Origin of the sequence: Clostridium sardiniense (genome assembly GCF_050584765.1) — a bacterium.
GTDB lineage: Bacteria > Bacillota > Clostridia > Clostridiales > Clostridiaceae > Clostridium > Clostridium sardiniense_A.
Genome location: NZ_JBNOOR010000017.1, coordinates 1 through 3,062 on the forward strand (window position 1 = coordinate 1; position 3,062 = coordinate 3,062).

Genomic DNA, 3,062 nt, shown 5'->3' on the forward strand with positions numbered 1-3,062 from the left:
TTAATCTTTTCACTCATAAAACTTACTTTAATAAAAAGAATTGCTGGTTGTTTAAATGTATTTCTATATTCTGTTCATTTTTCAAAGATCAAATATCTTGTCGCCCTTAAGCGACTTCCTTATCTTATCATCTCTGCGGAATAATGTCAACACATTTTTTTGTGTTTTTCTACACAATCTTTTGTGTTTCGCACCAGTTCCCCGTGACGACATGGATTATTCTATCATAGTATTTATTCTACATAATTAGATAATACCTACTTACTGAATATTATACTTAAAATCCTCTAATTTATTCAATATTTCTATATTTTTCTCATATAGATACACTTGGATAAGTTTTTGTTAACATTCTTATTAAATTGTATATATTTGTATTATATTTACGCCTTTTGTCACTTCTATTTTTAATATCTACTTATATTTTGTTATATATTATAGTTATAATGCTTATAAATTTATTTGTAATGAATGTTATTCTTAATGTTTAACTACTTAACTATAGAAGTAATATATAAACTTAAAGAAGGGATAGAACATATAAAAGTCTTCATAAGTTCAAATATAAAGGAAAATCTAAAAGAATTTAGAGATCATAGTTACTTAAGTAAATTTATTAATATAAATATGCCAAAAGATATAGTGATAAAAATGAAAGTAGAATAATATAGCTACAAGGTATGATAAAAATTATCCATATAATATATCTCCTTCCCCTACTAATTAAGTTTATATCTAAAAAATGTTGAAGTGTTATTTTTATATAATGATCATTAATGTACATTTACTATAGTTACAGCTATATATTCAACCCCTCAATAATGAAATGTTAATGTATTCTCCACTAGATAAAGCTACATCAAAACATAAGGCTTGAGATTTATTTTTAGTTAAATCTCCAACTGAAAACTATAAAGTTAAGATTCAAGATATTTCACTTCCTAATTCTATTTGTCAAATAAATTAATAAAAAGATAGCTATACTTAATCATTGCCAATCAAATATAGCTACCCTTTACTTCAACTCTCTTTTTAGTATTAAAACAATTGATTATTCTATTTCATTTTCCTACTTAAGCCACCTTTATTTAGTAATTTTAGTCCTAATATATGCTTTCCTGAAGATAAATCACATATTAATAAATTTAAATCAATATTTTGAGGAGCTAAAATCGTATATACACAAGTATTTTCAAAATTATGCTCTCCTCTATTTTCATTTATTAAATTAAACTCTATATTTTCTATATTTATCTCCATATCTATTAAGCAATCATCAATCTCTTTTAGAGCCTCAATTTTATTATCATATTTTACTTCAAATTTTATTTCTTCTAATTTAGTTATAAATTTATTTTGGAAGGTCTTTAAAAATACTAATGCTATAAATATCCCAATGGCACTTAATATACTTATAGTATAAAACCCCATACCAATAGCTAATCCAACACAAGCAACCGCCCATATTGATGCTGCTGTTGTAAGGCCTTTAACTGAACCTTTATTTCTTATTATTGTACCAGCCCCTAGAAAGCCTATTCCTGATATTACTTGAGCACTTATTCTTCCCAAATCCACCCTTAACATTCCTGAAAGCTCTGGAGTCTCTGCTATTCCTTTCATAATCGAATATACAAGCTGCACTTCAATTAAAGCAGTTACAGTTGCTCCAATGCATACTAATATGTGGGTTCTGAATCCTGCTGGCCTATTTTTAAATTCTCTATCATATCCTACCACTCCGCCAATTACTATTGCTAATAATAATCTAGTGGCTATATCTTCAATACTCATAACATGTATTTTTCCTAACCATATATTCTATATAATACATTTTATCAATATGGATATGTAATTATGATTAAATATATATTTATCTCTCATTAATAATTTCTATCTAATAAAGTATCCATCGATTAATTTTATCTTATTTTTTTATTGAGCTATCTTATTGCACACTTTTAATATAGATAAGTTGTTTTTAACAACTAGAAGGTGAAAAATAATCATAATTTGATTTAAATTACATTAATCAGACTTTGAAAGCTATATAATTCAATTAAAGATTAAATAAGAAATTAATTTGAGGTGATAAAGATGAAAAGAGAAAAAATAAATTTATTTAAAGAAAAGACAAATATCAAGAATTTAGTTGTTAAAAACGATAATTTTATATCTGTATATCTTAATTGTAAAACTGGTGAAGGGTTACCAAATCACACTCATGAAAAAATGGCTCAATTAGTTGTACTTGAAGGAAAATTTAAAATAGAATTTAAAGATGGAGGAAGCTATGAGTTATCAAGAGGAGAACTTCTTTCATTTGATTCAAATGTAATGCATAATGTAGTTGCATTAGAAGAATCAAAAGCATTAGTAACATTTGGAGTGTAATTTATAATCTAAACTAAAGAATATTCTCATTATTTTCATATATAAAAAGTATCTACTCAAATAAAGTGTAGATGCTTTTAACTTTGATAACATTCAATTTCTTTTATTTCTTCATTTTTAATATTCTTTATTAATTTTACCAAGCCCTTCAATACCATAATATTACTAATATACTCTGATTCTTTAATTATTTCCGCATCAATTGGATTATCTAACCTTATTTTTAACTTTAAACTTTTATTTCATAAATTCCATAAAATAAAATAAGAGTTGTAGAAAGTCTACAACTCTTATTTTGGTGCACCTAGCAAGGTTCGAACTCGCGACCTTTGGATTCGAAGTCCATCGCTCTATCCAGCTGAGCTATAGGTGCTTATTTTATAATTATAATCATTTATAATTCAAATTTCCACATCAATTCTTTAAATCTACTTAATAGTATAAATTTTACATAACAAAACTAAAAAAATATCCACAAAAAACAAATCAAAAATAATATTTGTTGTGGATATCTTTTTACCAATTGTGGATTTTATCAAACACTTTTTATATTTTAGGGATAAAAAAAACAACTAAAACTAGTTGTTTTTGTTGGAGCGGGTGAAGGGAATCGAACCCTCGTGGCTAGCTTGGAAGGCTAGAGCTTTACCATTAAGCAACACCCGCAT

Annotated in this window: 3 protein-coding genes and 2 tRNA genes; 2 read left to right on the forward strand and 3 right to left on the reverse strand. The window is 25.9% G+C overall.

The window, feature by feature from the left end:
• Positions 1-483: 483 nt before the first annotated feature.
• Entirely contained in the window at positions 484-666 is a 183-nt protein-coding gene (locus ACQPUW_RS17185) for a hypothetical protein (protein ID WP_430838663.1), read from the forward strand.
• Between the two features lie 390 nt (positions 667-1,056).
• Here the strand turns inward: ACQPUW_RS17185 and ACQPUW_RS17190 are convergent, their stop codons facing one another.
• Positions 1,057-1,794, reverse strand: coding sequence for an MgtC/SapB family protein (locus ACQPUW_RS17190; protein WP_430838664.1), 738 nt, complete (start codon positions 1,792-1,794; stop codon positions 1,057-1,059).
• A gap of 303 nt (positions 1,795-2,097) precedes the next feature.
• Between ACQPUW_RS17190 and ACQPUW_RS17195 the strand changes: the two genes are divergently transcribed.
• Positions 2,098-2,394, forward strand: a complete 297-nt coding sequence (locus tag ACQPUW_RS17195; protein WP_430838665.1) for a cupin domain-containing protein — start codon at positions 2,098-2,100, stop codon at positions 2,392-2,394.
• Between the two features lie 296 nt (positions 2,395-2,690).
• Here ACQPUW_RS17195 and ACQPUW_RS17200 read toward each other — a convergent pair.
• Positions 2,691-2,767, reverse strand: a tRNA-Arg gene (locus ACQPUW_RS17200).
• Between the two features lie 219 nt (positions 2,768-2,986).
• Positions 2,987-3,060: transfer RNA gene (locus tag ACQPUW_RS17205), tRNA-Gly, on the reverse strand.
• Positions 3,061-3,062: the final 2 nt, after the last annotated feature.

Excerpts from the sequence above, each read along its gene's own strand:
- ACQPUW_RS17185 (WP_430838663.1), top strand. The coding sequence starts at position 484 with ATGTTTAACTACTTAACTATAGAAGTAATATATAAACTTAAAGAAGGG.
- ACQPUW_RS17190 (WP_430838664.1), bottom strand. The coding sequence starts at position 1,794 with ATGAGTATTGAAGATATAGCCACTAGATTATTATTAGCAATAGTAATT.
- ACQPUW_RS17195 (WP_430838665.1), top strand. The coding sequence starts at position 2,098 with ATGAAAAGAGAAAAAATAAATTTATTTAAAGAAAAGACAAATATCAAG.